Below are 16,031 nucleotides of genomic sequence, written 5' to 3' on the forward strand. Positions count from 1 at the left end.
TCGGGAAACGGTTCGGGGTTCAGAAGAAGGTGATCTCTTGCGGGGCCGGCGCCGAAGCCGCCTTGCCGCCGTGGCGGTCGTGCTCCTCGGCCATGGCGTACGTCTTCTGCAGTGCGATGAGCAGCGCATGGGCATCGACGGGGCGCAGTTCACCATTGCGTTCAAAGGCCTCGCGTCCGGCGCTCAGCTCCACCGGGAGCTGGTCCATGTTCTGCCGGACGTGGGACATCACCTGGCTCACGCGGTCCTGGAACTGCAACTGCACCAGGGCCTCGCAGATTTCGGACTGGATGCCCACGCTCTCGCGCTTGAGCACGTCGGCCGATTCGACGAGCGCGCCAGTGACGCCCTGGAATCCGGAGAGCACGCTGCTGATCGACTGCTCGCAGGCACCCACCGATTCAGCCTCGCGGACCGCCGAAGCCTCGGCGCTTCGGCGTGCGGTCGCGATGGCCTCGCCGACCAGGTTGACCCGTTCGGTCATGCGGCGGCCGGTCTCGCCCGACATGGCCGAGAGCTTGCGCACCTCCTGGGCCAGGACCGAGAAGCCGCGACCGGTTTCGCCGGCATGGGCCGCCTCGATGGCGGCGTTGATCGCGAGCAGGTTGGTCTGGGCCGCGATGTTGGCCACTTCGGCCGCCATCTGCTGCAACTCGGCAACGAAGCGGCCGAGGCTCTGCACTTCCTCATGCAGGGCACTGTTGCTGGTCATGGCGGCGCGCAGGGATTCGAGCACCGTGTTGAGCTCGCGGCTGCTGCGCTCGAAGACGGCCACCAAGCCGGCATTTGAAGCGTCGTCGCCCGTGCCGGTGGCGAGGTCGGACGCCTTCATGGCCTGGTCCAGCCGTTCGACGATGCCGCCGAAACGCTGGCTCAGTTCACCGATGGCCGATTCCATCTGCTGGCGGGAGCTCTCGATGTGGCCGCCCCAGACCGGGACGAGGTCACGCCCCAGCGCCTCGGTGCCCAGCACGAAGGACGCAGTCGCCTCGGCCTGCCGTTGCTCGCGGCGATGGGTTCGGCGGTCCAGGGTCAGCCCCGCGACCACGAGGCCTGCTGCCGTCAGCAGGGGCAATGCTTGAGCGCCGGCCAACGCCGTGGTGGCACCGCCCGCGAGAGCGAGAGCCGTACAGGGAAGGGACGTCACGACCCGAAGCCAGCGGAAGCGCCGAAGAACGCTGGGTGTTGACGCGTTTTGGACGCCGTTGGAGAGGTGGGGTTCAACCATGCCTGCATATCGGCGGGCATCGACTGCAACTTAGTGAGAACTGGGGGGTAAAGCTTGACTTGCCGCAAACTTACGGAGCCAGGTTGTAAGCAGGCGTGAACGAGCGCTGTAGGAATCGGCCGCGAGGGAGACCTCGATGCGGAACGGCGAGGTCGGTTCGCCGCCTAATCGGCTTCTCGGCCCACCTCGAAGGAGAACCCATGAAGAAACACAATCTGAAGGCGAGTGTGAGTGCAGCTGCCATCGCGTTGTCGCTGGCGCTGGGAGCCCAGACGGCCCAGGCCCAGGATGCCGTCCTGCCGTTGCCGCCCGTGCAGCAGTCGGGCGATGTCAGCTGGGTGAGTGGCGGCGTGCCGGACGAGCAGTTGCCCGCCATCCAGGCCGCCAAGCGTGACTATCCCCTGGTGCTCGAGCTGTACCAGAAGGCGGGCGCCAAGAGCGAGTACACGGCCGGTGCCGACATCCGCATCAAGAACGGCAAGGGCGACGTGCTGCTGGACGCGAAGTCCACGGGACCGTTCTTCCTCGTGCGCATGCCGCCCGGCACGTATCACGTGGAGGCCACGCTGGAAGACAAAGCGATCTCGAAGAAGGGGGTGACGGTGCCTTCGAAGGGATCGAAGCGCGTGGTGTTCGTGTTCCCCCAGGGCACGGACTGAGGGCTCACGGGGCCGGCCCGCCGAGGCCGGCCACGTGCGTCGCCAGCGCCCGGGAGGGGTAGCCGGCGCGCCCGAGCCGTCCTGCTGCTCAGCCGATGCGTCCGAGCAGCAGGTATTCCATCAAGGCCTTCTGCACGTGCATCCGGTTCTCGGCCTCGTCCCACACGACCGACTGGGCGCCGTCGATGACTTCCGCCTCGACTTCCTCACCCCGGTGCGCCGGCAGGCAGTGCATGAACAGGGCGTCCGGCTGGGCGACGGCCATCATCTCGCGGTCGACGCACCAGTCGGCGAAGGCCTTCTTGCGCGCCTCGTTCTCCGCTTCATAGCCCATGCTCGTCCACACATCGGTGGTGACCAGGTGCGCACCCCGGCAGGCGTCGAGCGGGTTCTTGAAGACCTTGACGCACGCCGTGTTGGACACGCCGGCCACCTTGGGGTCGATCTCGTAGCCGGTGGGCGTGCTGACGTGCAGGGTGAAGCCGAGGATGTCGGCGGCCTGCAGCCAGGTGTTCGCCATGTTGTTGCCGTCACCCACCCAGGCGACGACCTTGCCCTTGATCGAGCCGCGATGTTCGATGAAGGTGAAGACGTCGGCCAGGATCTGGCACGGGTGGTATTCATTGGTCAGGCCGTTGATCACCGGCACCCGTGAGTTGGCCGCGAAGGCCTCGAGCTTGGTCTGCTCGTAGGTGCGGATCATCACCAGGTCGACCATGCGGCTGATGACCTTGGCGCTGTCCTCGATGGGCTCGGCGCGGCCGAGCTGACTGTCGCCGCTGGTGAGGTTCACCACCGAGCCGCCCATCTGGTACATGCCGGCCTCGAAGCTGACGCGGGTGCGGGTGCTGGCCTTCTCGAAGATCATCGCCAGCGTGCGGTCGACCAGCGGCGTGTACTTCTCGTAGTTCTTGAATCGCTGCTTGATGACGCCGGCCCGAGGCAGCAAGTAGGCGTATTCCTCGGCGCGGAGGTCCTTGAACTGCAGGTAGTGCTTGATGAGGCTCATACCGGGCTTCATGGTGAGGTCTTGGCGAGGAACGATTTGATCAGCGGCACGAGGATCGCGACGATCTGATCGGCTTCCGCATGGGTCAGGATGAGCGGCGGTACCAACCGGATGACGGTGTCCGCGGTGACGCTGAGCAGCAGACCAGCCTCGGCCGCTTGGCCCAGCAGTTCGCCGCAGGGGCGGGCAAGCTCGATGCCGATCATCAGGCCGTGGCCGCGGATCTCCACCAGCCCCGACTCTCCTTCCAGTGCGCGGGCCAGGGACGAGGTCAAGTGCGCGCCGACATCCGCCGCGTGGGCGACCAGGCCGTCTTCTTCCATGATGCGGATGGTTTCCACACCGGCCCGCATTGCCAGCGGATTGCCACCGAAGGTCGTGCCGTGGTTGCCCGGGCCGAACACGTTGGCGGCGCGCGGCCCGCACACCACGGCGCCCACCGGCACGCCCGAGCCGAGGCCCTTGGCGAGCGGCATGACGTCGGGTAGGATGCCGGCCCACTGGTGCGCGAACCATTTGCCGGTGCGGCCCATGCCGCACTGCACTTCGTCGAGCATGAGCAGCCAGCCCTTGTCGTCGCAGATGCGGCGCACGGCCTGCAGGTACTCGACGGTGGCGGGGTTGATCCCGCCTTCGCCCTGGATGACTTCCAGGAAGACGGCCACCACGTTGGAATTGCTGCGCGCCTCCGCCTCGATGGCGGCGACGTCGTTCAGCGGCACGCGGACGAAGCCCTCCACCAGCGGACCGAAGCCCGCCTGGACCTTGGGGTTGCCCGTCGCCGACAGCGTGGCGATCGAGCGGCCATGGAAGGCCTTTTCATAGACGATCACTTCGGGGCGCTCGATGCCCTTGTCATGCCCGAACTTGCGGGCGATCTTGAGCGCCGCCTCGTTCGCTTCGAGACCGGTGCTGCAGAAGAAGACGTTGGTGAGGCCGGACAGCTCGGTGAGCTTGGCGGCTAGTTCTTCCTGCAGTGGAACCTGGTAGTAGTTGCAGCTGTGGATCAGCTTGGCGACCTGATCCTGCAGGGCCGGGACCAGCCGTGGGTGCGCATGGCCCAGGGTGTTGACCGCGATGCCGGCCAGGCCGTCGAGGTACTTCTTGCCGTTGGTGTCCCAGACCCAGACGCCGTTCCCGTGCGACAGCGCGAAAGGCAGGCGGCCATAGGTGTTCATCACGTGCGGCATGGCAGGCGAGGTGATGCTCGGGACGGGCGTGGGCGCGGTCATCGGAAGGCTCCAGGGCAAAAACGGCCGGGGCCCATCGTTGGGCCCCGGAGGTTTTTGATTCTAGGGCCAGAGCCTGCCCAGGTGAACTGCGCAGCAGCAGAGGCACGCAGCGCCGGGGCCGACGGCCGATCGATGACACTGATCTTTGCCAAGGATGACCGTTCGTCAGCGGGGAGCCAGGACAAACCCGGCACAATGGGAGGCTGGAACACAATTCCTCTCCAGCCATTGCATGAGCTCTGCCAAACCCCGCGAAGTGTTCATCCAAGGCGTGACCAAAGACGGCCGCATCTTTCGCCCGAGTGACTGGGCCGAGCGGCTGGCCGGGGCCATGTCCTGCTTCAGACCCGAAGGATCCGTCGGCGGGATCGGCGCCTACATCGGCTATTCACCTTATTGCGTGCCGCGCGTGATCAACGGGGTGAAGTGCGTGATCGTCAGCGAGGCGCTTCGCGACGTCGAGCTCAAGGCCTGGGACTTCGTCATGAACTTCGCCCGCGACAACAACCTTCAAGTGGCCGAGGCTTGCCTGCTGCCCGAGTCGCCGTCGGACAAGCCGCCAGCCGCGCAGCGCTGAGCCGCGACGCAAGGCGTCCGGACGCTCCGGCGCGAAGCACACCACCACGACAGGGCAGGGCACTGCTCGCTCGCCGCGCCCCCACCCTCCAGAAACGACAAGGCCCGCCGAAGGGCGGGCCGAGATCCACGGGGCCTGTGACGTCTTGGGACGTCGCCCTGCACAAACAGCAGGCCCTGAATCAACAAAGCCCGCCAGGGGCGGGCTTTGGAGCTTCTTCCACCTGGTATGGGTTCAGGCCGCGAGGGCCTTGACCTTGGCCGACAGGCGGCTCTTGTGGCGGGCGGCCTTGTTCTTGTGGAACAGGCCCTTGTCGGCCACCGAATCAATCACGCTTTGAGCCGACTGGAACAGCTCGGTGGCCTTGGCCTTGTCGCCAGCGGCAACAGCCTTCTGGACATTCTTGATGACGGTGCGGAACTTCGAACGCAGGGCGGTATTCGCGGCGTTGAGTTTCACATCCTGCCGGACGCGCTTGAGACCAGACGCGATGCGGACGGTCTTCTTCTTTGCTTTGGAAGCGGTAGCCATGCTTTAGCTTTACCCAGGTGGTATGAAGTCCGCCAGTATAGCATTCACTTCGCGTGATCCACAAACGAAGCTGTCGCGCTCAAAGGCGCTCCCTATAATTCGCCCCTTTTCCGGCTCGACGACCGCCACATGAACCTGCTCCGGGCCGCTTCCACCGTCTCCCTGCTCACGCTGGGCTCCCGGGTGACCGGCCTGGCAAGCCAGCTGATGATCGCCTCGATGTTCGGCGCCGGCGCCTGGACCGACGCCTACAACGCGGCCTTCCGCATCCCGAACATGCTGCGGCGCCTGTTCGGAGAAGGGGCTTTCGCCCAGGCCTTCGTGCCCATCCTCGGCCAGACGCGGGTGAAGGAGGGCGACGAAGTGACCCGCCGGCTCATCGATGCGGTGGCCACGGTGCTGTTCTGGGCCCTCGTGGTGACTTGCGTGATCGGGGTGGCCGCCGCCCCGGCAGTCGTCTGGCTGCTGGCCTCGGGACTGCAGGAGTTCGACGGTGCCGTGGTGATGACCCGGTTGATGTTCCCGTACATCGGCTTCATCTCGATGGTCGCCCTGGCCGCCGGCATCCTCAACACCTGGAAGCGCTTCGCCGTGCCGGCGGCGGCGCCGGTGCTCCTCAACGTCTCGCTGATCGCGAGCGCGTGGGCGCTGGCGCCCCTGTTCCAGCGCTGGGGCATCGAGCCCATCTTCTCCCTGGCCGCAGGTGTCATGCTGGGCGGCGTGCTGCAGCTGGCGGTGCAGGTGCCGGCGCTCATCAAGATCGGGCAGCTGCCCCGCATCGGGCTCGGCCCATCGGCCATCCGCGCCGCCTGGCATCACCCGGGTGTGCACAGGGTGCTGCGCCAGATGGCGCCGGCCCTGTTGGGCGTTTCCGTCGCGCAGTTGTCGCTGTTCATCAATACCCAGCTCGCCTCGCATTTCGCCGTCGGCGCCATCTCCTGGCTCGGGTACGCCGACCGCCTGATGGAGTTCCCGACGGCCTTGCTGGGCGTGGCGCTCGGCGTGGTGCTGATTCCGCAGCTGTCCGGCGCCCAAGGGCGGGGGGACAGCGTTGCCTATTCCGGCCTGCTCGACTGGGGCCTGCGACTGTCGGTGCTGCTGGCGCTGCCCTGCGCCATGGCCTTGCTGGTGTTCCCCGAGCCGCTGGTGGCCGTGCTGTTCCACCGCGGCGCCTTCACCGCGTCGGATGTCGCCCAGACCGTGCGGGCATTGCAAGGGTATGGCGTGGGCCTGATGGGGCTGGTCGCCATCAAGATCCTCGCCCCCGGCTTCTACGCGCGCCAGGACATCCGCACGCCAGTGCGCATCGCCGTGGTCGTGCTGGTGCTGACCCAGCTCTTGAACGCGATCTTCTGGTTCTTCGTGCCGTCCCTGCAACATGCGGGGCTGGCCCTGTCGATCGGCATCGGTGCCCTGGTCAATGCGGGGTGGCTCTTCATCGGCCTGCGGCGCGGCGGCGTGTACACGCCGTCGCCCGGCTGGGCGGCGTTCGGCGCCCGGGTGGTGGTGGCCACCGCGCTGCTCACCGCGCTGCTTGTCTGGGGCGCCCGCCATGTCGACTGGATCGGCCTGCCGGGCTGGACGCGTGTCGGCTGGCTGTCGCTGCTCCTGGGCGGCGCGGCGGTCATCTACTTCGGCAGCCTGCTGGCCATGGGCCTCAACCTGCGCCAGTTCGTGCGTCGGGGTTGATCGTCCGGCCTGGCGCGCCGGGCCGCATGCCGCTATAGACTGTGGCCATGTCCGATCGCCTGCACTTCGAGCCGCCGACCGCGCTCGAATACTTTTCCACCCTGGTGGCCGACGATGCCTCGCTGTCGCTGCTGGAGGCCGCGGCCAGCATCAGCCTCGACGAGCATCCGGACCTCGACGTGCAGTCCCTGCTGGCCGAGGTGGACGCCCTCGTGGCCCAGCTGCGGCGGCGGGTGCCGGCCGACGCCGTGCCCCTGCAGCGCCTGCGCCAGCTCAACCGCTACTTCTTCCACGAGTTGGGCTTCGCCGGCAACGTCAACGACTACTACGACCCCGGCAACAGCCTGCTCAGCACCGTGCTGCGCACCCGCCGGGGCATTCCCATCACGCTGGCGGTGCTGTACATCGAGCTCGCCACCGAGATCGGGCTCGTGGCCCGCGGTGTCTCCTTCCCGGGGCACTTTCTCGTCAAGCTCCACACGCCCGAAGGCGAGGTCGTGATCGACCCCTTCAGCGGCCAGTCGCTCTCGCGGGAGCAACTCGACGAACTGCTGGTGCCCTACCGGCGCAGCCACGGCCTCGAAGGCGATTTCGAAATGCCGCTGGGCCTCTTCCTGCAGGCCGCCGAACCGCGCGAGGTGCTTGCCCGCATGCTGCGCAACCTGAAGGAGATCCACCGCAGTGCCCGCGATTGGCCTCGGCTGGTCGCGGTGCTGGACCGCCTCGTCGTGCTGCTTCCCCACGCATGGGAGGAACGGCGCGATCGCGGCCTGGCTCATGCCGAGCTGGGTCACCGGGAGGCGGCCCGACAAGACCTGGGGGCCTACCTCATCCACGTTCGGGAAGCGGTCGACCGGGCCGCCGTGAGCGCTCGACTGACCGAACTCGGCACAGGCGCCGCCGACGGACTGCACTGAGCCGCGGCAGACCCCTGGCCCGGCTCTCCGGGCCCGTGAAGGACCGCCCGCGCGCGTCGGGGGCGGGCTCCCCTTAGAATTTGGCCGGCTGCGGGCATTCGCGGCCATGGCGTGCCGCGTCCGCGGCGGCCGTGGCCCGGGCGCGCGGCCCGGGCCGCGGCGTCGTCCGCGAGGAACACATCAAATAACACCGCCAGGGGAATCCGGCCATGCCATTGCTCCACACCGAACCGACGCCGCGTGCCGCCGATCGCGGCCGTTCGCTGCCCGGGTCGGACTGAGGGCCTGCCTGCATGCGCCAGCTTCCGCTCGACATCGGCACCCAACCCGCACGCACCTTCGAGAGTTTCGTGACGGGCCAGAACGCCCATGCCGTCGCCCATCTGCGCCAGGTGACCCAGCAGACGGCCCCCGTCTTCCTGTGGGGCACATCCGGCGTCGGCAAGACCCATCTCCTCGAGGCGACGGCGAACCTCGTCCAGCAGCGGGGCGGGCGGGTGGCCTGGTTCGATGCCAGCGAGCCCACGCCGTGGCAGGTGGACGAGGGTGCGCAGTTGGTCGTCATCGACAACTGCGACCGGCTCGACGAAGCCCGCCAGCAAGCCGCGTTCGCCGCCTTCATCGAGGCGACGACGCACGGCATTCCGGTGGTGGGCGCCGGCACGGTGCCACCAGTCGACCTGCCGGTGCGCGACGATCTGCGCACCCGGCTGGGCTGGGGGCATGTGTTCGCCGTGCAGCCACTGTCCGAGCCGGAGGCCCGCGCCGCACTGCGCCGCGAGGCCGACCGGCGCGGGCTGTTCCTTTCCGACGAGGTGATGGACTACCTGCTCACCCACTTCGCGCGCGACCTCAAGCACCTGATGTCGTTGCTCGATCGCCTCGACGAATTCGCCCTGGTGCACAAGCGGGCCATCACGGTTCCGCTCCTCAAACAAATGCTCACCGAAGAGGGCGCATGACCCGAAATCTCTGCCTGTTCGACCTCGACCACACGCTGCTTCCCATCGATTCCGACCACACCTTCGGCGAGTTCATCGTTCGCCAGGGCTGGGTCGAGCTCGAATCGTTCCGGACCGCCAACAACGCGTTCTACGCGCGCTACCAAGCCGGCACCCTGGACATCCACGAGTACATCGAGTACGCCACGCGCCCCTGGCGGGAGCGTCCGGCTGACGAAATGGCCGCTGCCCAGGCGCGCTTCATGGTCGAGGACATAGAGCCTGCCATTCGCCCCGAAGCGCTTGACCTGGTGCGCGAACACCAGGCCCGGGGCGATCTGGTGGCGATCATCACGGCCACCAACGAGTTCGTGACCACGCCCATCGCCCGGGCCTTCGGCGTGGACCACCTGCTGGCCGTGCGCCTGGCGCGTGATGCGGCTGGGCGCTACACCGGTGCCATCGAGGGCACGCCGTCCTTTCGCGAGGGCAAGGTGACGCGCACGGCAGAATGGCTGTCCGGCATGGGCCTCGCCTTCGACGACTTCGAGCGCATCAGCATGTACAGCGACTCCGCCAACGACCTGCCGCTGATGGAGCGTGCCACCGAGCCGGTGGCCACCAATCCCGCGCCGTCCCTCGAAACCATTGCGCGCGAACGCGGCTGGCGCATCCTTCAACTGTTCTCGCAATGATCAAGAAATTCATCAACAAGCTGCTGGGCAAGCCCGACGACGCTCCCCCGAAGCCTGCCAAGGGCAAGCGCGTGGAGGTGCCGGCCAGCGAGCACGGGATCGACCTCGGCCTGGTGGACGACAACGCCATCCGTGTCGTGAAGACGCTGGCCGATGCCGGCTTCGAGGCCTACATCGTGGGCGGCGCGGTGCGCGACCTGCTCGTGGGCCTGCGCCCCAAGGACTTCGACGTTGCCACCAACGCCACGCCGGAGGAGGTCAAGGGCCTCTTCCGGCGCGCCTTCATCATCGGCCGACGCTTCCGCATCGTCCACGTGGTGTTCGGGCGGGGGCGCGACCACGAGGTGATCGAGGTCTCGACCTTCCGGGCGGTGATGGATGCGGCCGCCGCCGAGCAGGTGACCGGCAACGAGAAGACCTCCAAGGGTGAACTCGCCGGCAAGACCCACGTGGTGGATGCCGCCGGGCGGGTGCTGCGCGACAACGTCTGGGGACCGCAGATCGAGGACGCCGCGCGGCGCGACTTCACCGTCAACGCCATGTACTACGACCCGCAGCGGCAGGTGGTGGTCGACTACCACGGCGGCATCAAGGACGCGAAGAAGAAGGTCCTGCGCATGATCGGCGACCCGGCCACCCGCTACCGCGAGGACCCGGTGCGCATCATCCGCGTCGTGCGGTTCGCCGCCAAGCTGGGCTTCACCATCGAAGCCAAGACCCGCGCGCCGATCCGCGAGATGGCGTCGCTGCTGCAGAGCGTTCCTGCCTCGCGCACCTTCGACGAGATGATCAAGCTGCTGCAGACCGGCCACGCGCTGGCCAGCATCGAGGAACTCAAGAAGCAGGGCCTGGCCGGCGGCGGCCTGGGCATCTTCCCCATCCTCGACCTCGTCATCGACAACGCGGCCAAGTTCCCCGAGCAGGCCAAGTTCGTGAACGCCGCGCTGGCCGACACCGACCGTCGGGTCAGCGAAGGCAAGCCGGTGGCGCCGAGCTTCATGCTGGCGTGCATGCTCTGGCAAGACGTGCTGGAAGGGTGGCAGCGCCTCAAGAAGCGCGGCGAGGCGCCTTTTGCCGCGCTGCAGCAGGCGGTGGATGCCGTGTTCGACGCCCGCATCGGCGACATCTCCGGGCGCGGCAAGCTGGGCGCCGACATGCGCGAGATCTGGCTCATGCAGCCCCGCTTCGAGCGGCGCACGGGCAATGGCCCGCTCACGCTCGTGGAGCAGCCGCGCTTCCGCGCCGGCTTCGACTTCCTGCGTCTGCGCGCCGATGCCGGCGAGATCGACCCGGCACTCGCCACCTGGTGGGAGGACTTTTCCCTGGCCGAGCCGGAGGACCGCCCGTACATGATCCAGGACCTGCGCAAGACCGAGCGCCGTGCGCCGGCGGCTCCCCGCACCGGGCGGCGTCCGGCCGCAGGGGACACCGCGGTGGCGCCGGATCCGCGCGGCCTTCCTGCTGCGGCGGACGATGACTCCGATGCGGACGGCGAGGCCATGGACGCAAGTGACGCCAATGCACCGGCCCGCAAGCGTCGCCGCCGTCGCCGCAAGCCGGCCGGTGCTGGCGGCACGGACGCCGCCAGCTGAGTGCCGCGCGGCGTGAGACGCCGCGTCGGCCGGCCATCCCGAGTGACTCTCCACCGGACTGCACCATGAGCCCCACAGCCACCCTCCCGCCAGCGCCGCCGGAGGCGCTGGGCATCAGCCCTGAGCGCCTGGCGCGGCTCGACGCAGCGCTCGAGGCGGAAATTGCCCGGGGCCGACTGCCCGGTGCCGTGGTCACCATTGCGCGCCGCGGCCGCATGGCGCACTTCAAGGCTTATGGCCGGCTGGACCCGGCGCACGACGCGCCCATGCAGCCGGATTCGATCTTCCGCATCTACTCGATGACCAAGCCGGTCGTCTCGGTGGCCTTGATGATGCTCGTGGAGCAGGGGCGGCTGCTGCTCACCCAACCGGCCTCGACCTGGCTCCCCGAGTTCGCATCGCCCCAGGTGCTGGTCGATGCCGATGGCGAGGGGCGACAGGTACCAGCGACGCGGCCCATCACCGTCCACGACCTGCTGCGCCACACGGCTGGCCTGACCTACCATTTCATGGGCTCGGCGCCCATCCACCAGGCCTATGCCTCGGCGCGGCTCTTCGCGCGAGGACTGACGAGCGCGGATTTCAGCCGAACGCTCGCCGGCCTGCCCTTGATCTCCCAGCCCGGCGCCTGCTGGGCATACAGCCATGCCACCGACGTGGTGGGGCGCATCGTCGAAGTCGTGACCGGCCGGACGCTCGGCGAATACCTGCGCACCGAGATCTTCGAGCCGCTGGGCATGATCGACACCGCGTTCCACGTCGCGCCCGTGGCGCACCACCGCATTGCCGAGCCGTATCGCATCGACCCGGATGCCGGCGTGCCGGTCAGCGTGTTCGACGTCCGCCAGCCGCCGGCCCATGAGATGGGCGGCGCGGGTCTTACGTCCACCGCGGCCGACTACGCCTGCTTCATGGAGATGATGCTGTCGGGGGGTGTCCTGGGCGGCGTTCGCCTGCTCGGTCCCAAGACAGTGCGCCTGATGACCTCCGATCACCTGGGAAGCATCCCCGTGGCGGGAGAGCTGCTGGCGCCCGGCCACGGATTCGGCCTCGGCTTCGCAGTGCGCCTGCAGGATGGCATTGCGCCCGGCTCCGGCTCGGCCGGGCAGTTCTTCTGGGCGGGCCTGGCCGGGACGTCGTTCTTCGTCGATCCCCGCGAGCAGTTGCACGCCCAACTGCTGATCCAGCAGCCCGGTCGGCGTGACTACTACCGCCAGCTGTTCCGTGAGCTGGTGTACGCCGCGCTGGTGGACTGATGACGACCCGGGACGACGAGGCGCGCGGCCAGGCGGCGGGGCAGGGCGGGCGTGAGCCCGTCACCGCCTACATCGGCCTCGGTGCCAACCTCGGCGACGCAGCCGCGGCCCTTGCCACCGCCGTGCTCGCCCTCCGTGCCTTGCCTGACAGCGAGTTGCTGGGTCGCAGCGGCATGTACCGCACGGCGCCGGTGGATGCCTCGGGGCCCGACTACCTGAACGCCGTCGTGGCGCTTCGCACGGCGTTGCCGGCCGAGGTGCTGCTCGATGCGCTCCAGGACATCGAGCGCGCCCATGGGCGTGAGCGGCCGTACCACCATGCACCGCGCACCCTCGACCTGGACCTGCTGCTGTACGGCGACGCCAGCATCCAGACCCCCCGACTCGTCGTGCCGCATCCGCGTCTGCACGAACGAGCCTTCGTGCTCGTGCCGCTTGCGGAGATCGCACCTTCAGTGGCCTTGCCCGGCCGCGGCGCCGTGGCGGACCTGCTGGCAGGAGTCGCCGGCCAGCGCATCGAGAGACTGCCCTCATGACCAGCTTGCCCATCCCCGTCCAGACCGTGCTGCTGCTGGCAGCCTCCAACGTCTTCATGACCTTCGCGTGGTACGGCCACCTGAAGAACCTGGCCGACCGGCCCTGGTACGTGGCCGCGCTCGTGAGCTGGGGCATCGCCCTCTTCGAGTACCTGCTGCAGGTGCCCGCCAACCGGATCGGGCATGCCGGGGGCTTCACCCTGGCGCAGCTGAAGATCACGCAGGAGGTGATCACCCTGGCGGTGTTCGTCCCCTTCGCGATGTTCTACATGCATCAGCCGTTCAAGCTCGACTACGTGTGGGCCGGGCTGTGCCTCGTCGGCGCGGTGTACTTCATCTTTCGGTGAGACGCACTGCCCGTTTTTGAGCGTACAGGGGCCGCCTCGCGCTTGCGAGCCCCTACACTCCACGCCTGCTTCTTTTCATGACGAATCCGCCGGCGCGGTTCGGAAACGCGAATTCGTTCGCACAAGGCCCATTGGAGACCCACCATGTTGTTCGGCAAGTTGCTGCCACGCGAAGGCAATTTCTTCGAGCTTTTCAATCAGCATGCCGCCTTCATCACCGAGGGCGCGCGCGCCTTCATGCTGATGATCGAGAACTACGGGGACCTGGCCCTGCGTGAGCGCTACGGCACCGAGGTCGTCAACGCCGAGCGCGCCGCCGACAAGGTGACGGCGGAGGTCAACCGGCTGCTGCACAAGACCTTCATCACTCCCATCGACCGGGAGCAGATCCACGGCCTCATCAACGCCATGGACGACATCGTCGACCTGCTGCAGGACGCCACCGAGACCATGCAGCTGTACGACGTGCGGGCGATGACCGAGGAGGTCATTCGGCTCGGCGACCTGAGCGCCAAGTGCTGCGAGCGTGTCGAGCACGCCGTGTCGCTGCTGTCCAAGCTGAGCCGCCACGACGTGGCCGAGGCCGCCATCAAGACTTGCGAGGAAATCGACAAGCTCGAGTCGGACGCCGACCGGGTGATGCGTTCTGCCATGTCCAAGCTGTTCCGCGAGGAAACCGATGTGCGGGAGCTCATCAAGCTCAAGGCGATCTACGAGCAGCTCGAGTCCATCTCGGACCGCTGCGAGGACGTTGCCAACCTGATCGAGGGCATCGTCCTCGAGAATTCCTGACGGCCGGGCGGAGCATCCACGCATGGAAACGATCCCGGTTCACTTCTGGGTGGTCGTGCTGCTGGTCGCGCTGGCGCTGGTATTCGACTTCATGAACGGCTTTCACGACGCGGCGAACTCCATCGCCACCGTCGTGTCGACCGGTGTTCTCAAGCCGCAGCAGGCGGTGGTCTTCGCGGCCTTCTTCAACGTGGTCGCGATCCTGGTCTTCCACCTCAATGTCGCAGCCACCGTGGGCAAGGGGATCGTGCAGCCCGGCATCGTCGACCACCATGTGGTGTTCGGGGCGCTGGTCGGGGCGATCGCCTGGAACGTCATCACCTGGCTGTACGGCATCCCGTCCAGTTCGTCCCACGCGCTCATCGGCGGCATCTGTGGTGCAGTGATCGGCAAGACGGGCATCGACGGCCTCGTAGGTGCCGGTGTGTTGAAGGTCGTCGCCTTCATCTTCGTGTCGCCGGTGCTCGGATTCCTGCTGGGCTCGCTGCTGATGGTGGCGGTGGCCTGGATCTTCCGGCGCACGTCGCCGATCCGGGTCGACAACTGGTTCCGGCGGCTCCAGCTCGCCTCGGCGGGCATGTACAGCCTCGGCCACGGTGGCAACGACGCACAGAAGACGATCGGCATCATCTGGATGCTGCTCATCGCCACCGGCTACTCGGCCGCCGGCGACAAGCTGCCGCCGACCTGGGTCATCTGGACCTGCTACCTGGCCATCGGCCTGGGCACGCTCTTCGGTGGCTGGCGCATCGTGAAGACCATGGGCCAGAAGATCACGAAGCTCAAGCCCGTCGGCGGCTTCTGCGCCGAGACGGGCGGGGCCATCACGCTCTTCCTCGCCACGGCGCTCGGCGTGCCGGTGTCGACCACCCACACCATCACCGGCGCCATCGTCGGCGTGGGGTCGGTGCGCCGCGCCTCGGCGGTGCGCTGGGGCGTGGCCGGCAACATCGTCTGGGCCTGGATCTTCACCATCCCGGCCTCGGCCTTCGTGGCCGCGATTGCCTACTGGCTCAGCTTCACGCTGTTCCCGTAGTCATCCGGCCGGGCCGTGTACTCGAAGTAGCGCTGGGCACTCAACGCGATCGCCGACATCAGGATGCCGGCGCCCACGAGCAGTGCCAGCACCACGCCCATCACGGTGAGCCAGTCCGACTCGTGCGCGGGGCCCTGCGGGTTGTATTTCGCATTCCACTTCTCGTCGGGCATCAGGCCGTAGACGAGGGCCATCAGTGCGCCGCCGGCGAGGGAGAAGCCGAGGACGGGCAGCAGCAACCAGGCCGCATGGTCGTCCTGCCCGATCCCGAGGTGACGGCGCAACCCCTGCAGGCCGATGAAGGTGACGAGCGCCCACAGCCAACCCCAGGCGTCGCGCAGCCCGTGGAGGTAGAAGCGGTGCAAACCGAGGCCGCCGCCCAGGAAAGCGAGCCAGGTGGCCAGGGTCTTGGACTTGTAGCCGTTCATGCTGCGACCTCCGGGGCGGGCTCACCGTCGCCCGCGCCGAGCGCCCGCTGCATGATGACGACGTCGCGCCAGGCTCCCAGCTTCCAGCCGCTCGCCCGCAACACGCCGGTGTGCTCGAAGCCCAGGGCCCGGTGCAGTCCGATGGAGGCCGCATTGGCCGAATCCCCGATCATCGCCAGCATCTGCCGGGCGCCGCGTGCTTCGCAGCGCGCCAGCAGCTCGGTCAGCAGCCGTCGTCCGATGCCGCGGCCGCGGGCTGCCTCGTCCAGGTAGATCGAGTCCTCGAGGCAGTAGCGGTAGGCACCGCGCGGCCGGAATTGCCCGGCATAGGCGTAGCCCAGCAGGCGACCATCGGCCTCGGCGACGAGCCAGGGCAGGCCCTGCCCGACGACGGCTTCGCGCCGGGCGACCATGTCGGCCTCGGAGGGGACATCGGTCTCGAAGGTGCCGGTGCCGTGGCGAACATGCCAGGCATAGATGCGGGCCAGTTCGGGCGCGTCAGCGGCCGTGCTGTCGCGCAGCAACGCAATTTCAGGGGTCATGGGACGGTTTCCGGGGAAAGCATG

General features: G+C 67.9%; 18 protein-coding genes. 12 read left to right on the top strand and 6 right to left on the bottom strand.

From position 1 onward, the window contains the following. Positions 1-19 precede the first annotated feature (19 nt). On the bottom strand, positions 20-1,147 hold the full coding sequence (locus ACSQ2F_RS04340; protein WP_436020140.1) for a methyl-accepting chemotaxis protein: 1,128 nt from the start codon (positions 1,145-1,147) through the stop codon (positions 20-22). 281 nt (positions 1,148-1,428) lie between these two features. Here ACSQ2F_RS04340 and ACSQ2F_RS04345 point away from each other — a divergent pair, with 281 nt between their 5' ends. Continuing rightward, positions 1,429-1,887, top strand: a complete 459-nt coding sequence (locus ACSQ2F_RS04345; RefSeq protein WP_436020142.1) for a carboxypeptidase regulatory-like domain-containing protein — start codon at positions 1,429-1,431, stop codon at positions 1,885-1,887. 88 nt (positions 1,888-1,975) lie between these two features. On the opposite strand, the gene argF is transcribed toward ACSQ2F_RS04345, so the two are convergent. Together argF and ACSQ2F_RS04355 are read right to left on the bottom strand one after the other, a co-directional pair. Next, entirely contained in the window at positions 1,976-2,908 is a 933-nt protein-coding gene (gene argF, locus ACSQ2F_RS04350; RefSeq protein WP_436020144.1) for an ornithine carbamoyltransferase, read from the bottom strand. Beyond that, a complete protein-coding gene (locus ACSQ2F_RS04355; protein ID WP_436020146.1) occupies positions 2,905-4,128 on the bottom strand; it encodes an aspartate aminotransferase family protein in 1,224 nt (407 codons plus the stop codon). Before ACSQ2F_RS04355 ends, argF begins: the two co-directional genes overlap by 4 nt. Before the next feature lie 232 nt (positions 4,129-4,360). On the opposite strand from ACSQ2F_RS04355, the gene ACSQ2F_RS04360 reads away from it, so the two are divergent. Then, complete coding sequence (locus ACSQ2F_RS04360) at positions 4,361-4,705, top strand: DUF3579 domain-containing protein (RefSeq protein WP_436020148.1); 345 nt, start codon at positions 4,361-4,363, stop codon at positions 4,703-4,705. 234 nt (positions 4,706-4,939) lie between these two features. On the opposite strand, the gene rpsT is transcribed toward ACSQ2F_RS04360, so the two are convergent. After that, complete coding sequence (rpsT, locus tag ACSQ2F_RS04365) at positions 4,940-5,236, bottom strand: 30S ribosomal protein S20 (RefSeq protein WP_085751970.1); 297 nt, start codon at positions 5,234-5,236, stop codon at positions 4,940-4,942. 129 nt (positions 5,237-5,365) lie between these two features. Between rpsT and murJ the strand changes: the two genes are divergently transcribed. The 10 genes from murJ to ACSQ2F_RS04415 all read left to right on the top strand — a co-directional run bounded on the left by murJ (position 5,366) and on the right by ACSQ2F_RS04415 (position 15,037). Beyond that, positions 5,366-6,925, top strand: coding sequence for a murein biosynthesis integral membrane protein MurJ (gene murJ, locus ACSQ2F_RS04370; RefSeq protein ID WP_436020151.1), 1,560 nt, complete (start codon positions 5,366-5,368; stop codon positions 6,923-6,925). A gap of 47 nt (positions 6,926-6,972) precedes the next feature. Further along, entirely contained in the window at positions 6,973-7,842 is an 870-nt protein-coding gene (locus ACSQ2F_RS04375; RefSeq protein ID WP_436020153.1) for a SirB1 family protein, read from the top strand. A 293-nt stretch (positions 7,843-8,135) separates the two neighbouring features. Further along, positions 8,136-8,804, top strand: a complete 669-nt coding sequence (hda, locus tag ACSQ2F_RS04380; protein WP_436020155.1) for a DnaA regulatory inactivator Hda — start codon at positions 8,136-8,138, stop codon at positions 8,802-8,804. Beyond that, positions 8,801-9,478: an HAD family hydrolase gene (locus ACSQ2F_RS04385; protein ID WP_436020157.1), complete on the top strand. Its 678-nt coding sequence runs from the start codon at positions 8,801-8,803 to the stop codon at positions 9,476-9,478. Before hda ends, ACSQ2F_RS04385 begins: the two co-directional genes overlap by 4 nt. Further along, positions 9,475-11,070 carry a polynucleotide adenylyltransferase PcnB gene (gene pcnB, locus ACSQ2F_RS04390; protein ID WP_436020159.1) on the top strand — a complete coding sequence of 532 codons (1,596 nt, stop codon included), beginning with the start codon at positions 9,475-9,477 and terminating at the stop codon, positions 11,068-11,070. The genes ACSQ2F_RS04385 and pcnB overlap by 4 nt, the downstream gene beginning before the upstream one ends. 65 nt (positions 11,071-11,135) lie before the next feature. After that, positions 11,136-12,326, top strand: a complete 1,191-nt coding sequence (locus tag ACSQ2F_RS04395; protein ID WP_436020161.1) for a serine hydrolase domain-containing protein — start codon at positions 11,136-11,138, stop codon at positions 12,324-12,326. Further along, positions 12,326-12,862, top strand: a complete 537-nt coding sequence (gene folK / locus ACSQ2F_RS04400) for a 2-amino-4-hydroxy-6-hydroxymethyldihydropteridine diphosphokinase (RefSeq protein WP_436020163.1) — start codon at positions 12,326-12,328, stop codon at positions 12,860-12,862. The genes ACSQ2F_RS04395 and folK overlap by 1 nt, the downstream gene beginning before the upstream one ends. Next, entirely contained in the window at positions 12,859-13,209 is a 351-nt protein-coding gene (locus tag ACSQ2F_RS04405; protein ID WP_436020165.1) for a DMT family protein, read from the top strand. Before folK ends, ACSQ2F_RS04405 begins: the two co-directional genes overlap by 4 nt. Positions 13,210-13,353: 144 nt before the next feature. Then, a complete protein-coding gene (locus ACSQ2F_RS04410) occupies positions 13,354-14,001 on the top strand; it encodes a DUF47 domain-containing protein (RefSeq protein WP_436020167.1) in 648 nt (215 codons plus the stop codon). A 22-nt stretch (positions 14,002-14,023) separates the two neighbouring features. Next, positions 14,024-15,037 carry an anion permease gene (locus ACSQ2F_RS04415; protein ID WP_436020169.1) on the top strand — a complete coding sequence of 338 codons (1,014 nt, stop codon included), beginning with the start codon at positions 14,024-14,026 and terminating at the stop codon, positions 15,035-15,037. Here ACSQ2F_RS04415 and ACSQ2F_RS04420 read toward each other — a convergent pair. Both ACSQ2F_RS04420 and ACSQ2F_RS04425 read right to left on the bottom strand, forming a co-directional pair. Beyond that, a complete protein-coding gene (locus ACSQ2F_RS04420) occupies positions 15,007-15,465 on the bottom strand; it encodes an NINE protein (RefSeq protein ID WP_436020171.1) in 459 nt (152 codons plus the stop codon). The two genes, ACSQ2F_RS04415 and ACSQ2F_RS04420, sit on opposite strands and share 31 nt — an antisense overlap. Further along, on the bottom strand, positions 15,462-16,007 hold the full coding sequence (locus tag ACSQ2F_RS04425; protein ID WP_436020173.1) for an N-acetyltransferase family protein: 546 nt from the start codon (positions 16,005-16,007) through the stop codon (positions 15,462-15,464). Before ACSQ2F_RS04425 ends, ACSQ2F_RS04420 begins: the two co-directional genes overlap by 4 nt. Between the last annotated feature and the right edge of the window lie 24 nt (positions 16,008-16,031).

It is taken from the genome of Rhizobacter sp. LjRoot28 (assembly GCF_964253025.1).
In the GTDB taxonomy this organism is placed as follows: Bacteria; Pseudomonadota; Gammaproteobacteria; order Burkholderiales; family Burkholderiaceae_C; genus Rhizobacter.

What these genes read in the sequence shown, in the direction of transcription:
- ACSQ2F_RS04345 (WP_436020142.1), top strand. Translation starts at nt 1,429, where the DNA reads ATGAAGAAACACAATCTGAAGGCGAGTGTGAGTGCAGCTGCCATCGCG.
- argF (WP_436020144.1), bottom strand. Translation starts at nt 2,908, where the DNA reads ATGAAGCCCGGTATGAGCCTCATCAAGCACTACCTGCAGTTCAAGGAC.
- ACSQ2F_RS04355 (WP_436020146.1), bottom strand. Translation starts at nt 4,128, where the DNA reads ATGACCGCGCCCACGCCCGTCCCGAGCATCACCTCGCCTGCCATGCCG.
- ACSQ2F_RS04360 (WP_436020148.1), top strand. Translation starts at nt 4,361, where the DNA reads ATGAGCTCTGCCAAACCCCGCGAAGTGTTCATCCAAGGCGTGACCAAA.
- rpsT (WP_085751970.1), bottom strand. Translation starts at nt 5,236, where the DNA reads ATGGCTACCGCTTCCAAAGCAAAGAAGAAGACCGTCCGCATCGCGTCT.
- murJ (WP_436020151.1), top strand. Translation starts at nt 5,366, where the DNA reads ATGAACCTGCTCCGGGCCGCTTCCACCGTCTCCCTGCTCACGCTGGGC.
- ACSQ2F_RS04375 (WP_436020153.1), top strand. Translation starts at nt 6,973, where the DNA reads ATGTCCGATCGCCTGCACTTCGAGCCGCCGACCGCGCTCGAATACTTT.
- hda (WP_436020155.1), top strand. Translation starts at nt 8,136, where the DNA reads ATGCGCCAGCTTCCGCTCGACATCGGCACCCAACCCGCACGCACCTTC.
- ACSQ2F_RS04385 (WP_436020157.1), top strand. Translation starts at nt 8,801, where the DNA reads ATGACCCGAAATCTCTGCCTGTTCGACCTCGACCACACGCTGCTTCCC.
- pcnB (WP_436020159.1), top strand. Translation starts at nt 9,475, where the DNA reads ATGATCAAGAAATTCATCAACAAGCTGCTGGGCAAGCCCGACGACGCT.
- ACSQ2F_RS04395 (WP_436020161.1), top strand. Translation starts at nt 11,136, where the DNA reads ATGAGCCCCACAGCCACCCTCCCGCCAGCGCCGCCGGAGGCGCTGGGC.
- folK (WP_436020163.1), top strand. Translation starts at nt 12,326, where the DNA reads ATGACGACCCGGGACGACGAGGCGCGCGGCCAGGCGGCGGGGCAGGGC.
- ACSQ2F_RS04405 (WP_436020165.1), top strand. Translation starts at nt 12,859, where the DNA reads ATGACCAGCTTGCCCATCCCCGTCCAGACCGTGCTGCTGCTGGCAGCC.
- ACSQ2F_RS04410 (WP_436020167.1), top strand. Translation starts at nt 13,354, where the DNA reads ATGTTGTTCGGCAAGTTGCTGCCACGCGAAGGCAATTTCTTCGAGCTT.
- ACSQ2F_RS04415 (WP_436020169.1), top strand. Translation starts at nt 14,024, where the DNA reads ATGGAAACGATCCCGGTTCACTTCTGGGTGGTCGTGCTGCTGGTCGCG.
- ACSQ2F_RS04420 (WP_436020171.1), bottom strand. Translation starts at nt 15,465, where the DNA reads ATGAACGGCTACAAGTCCAAGACCCTGGCCACCTGGCTCGCTTTCCTG.
- ACSQ2F_RS04425 (WP_436020173.1), bottom strand. Translation starts at nt 16,007, where the DNA reads ATGACCCCTGAAATTGCGTTGCTGCGCGACAGCACGGCCGCTGACGCG.